At 65.5% G+C, this 261-nt stretch carries 1 protein-coding gene; it reads left to right on the top strand.

The window, feature by feature from the left end; all coding sequences use genetic code 11:
- Nucleotides 1-186: 186 nt before the first annotated feature.
- The coding region (locus SB822_RS58360; protein ID WP_410859278.1) for an adenylosuccinate synthetase at nt 187-261 on the top strand (75 nt) is incomplete at its 3' end.

Here is a 261-nt window from a genome sequence, read left to right on the forward strand (position 1 = left end):
GTGACCGCCACCGGAAACCCGGATAATGCACAAAAGCCGGCCGGGCGATCCTGGTCGGCTTTTTCCGTGTCTGGGCCGGGCTGCGCCGGCATCGCCCCGATTGGCGTTGCCAAGCGGTGCACCTGGCTCCCGCCACGATCAACCCGTCAGCGGCCCCGATGGCCGCCAGCAAAGGAGTTACCCGTCATGGGTCAGTCAGTTGTCGTTCTCGGCGCCCAGTGGGGCGATGAAGGCAAAGGCAAGATCGTCGACCTGCTCACC

The organism is Paraburkholderia sp. SIMBA_054 (genome assembly GCF_046534875.1).
GTDB lineage: Bacteria > Pseudomonadota > Gammaproteobacteria > Burkholderiales > Burkholderiaceae > Paraburkholderia > Paraburkholderia hospita.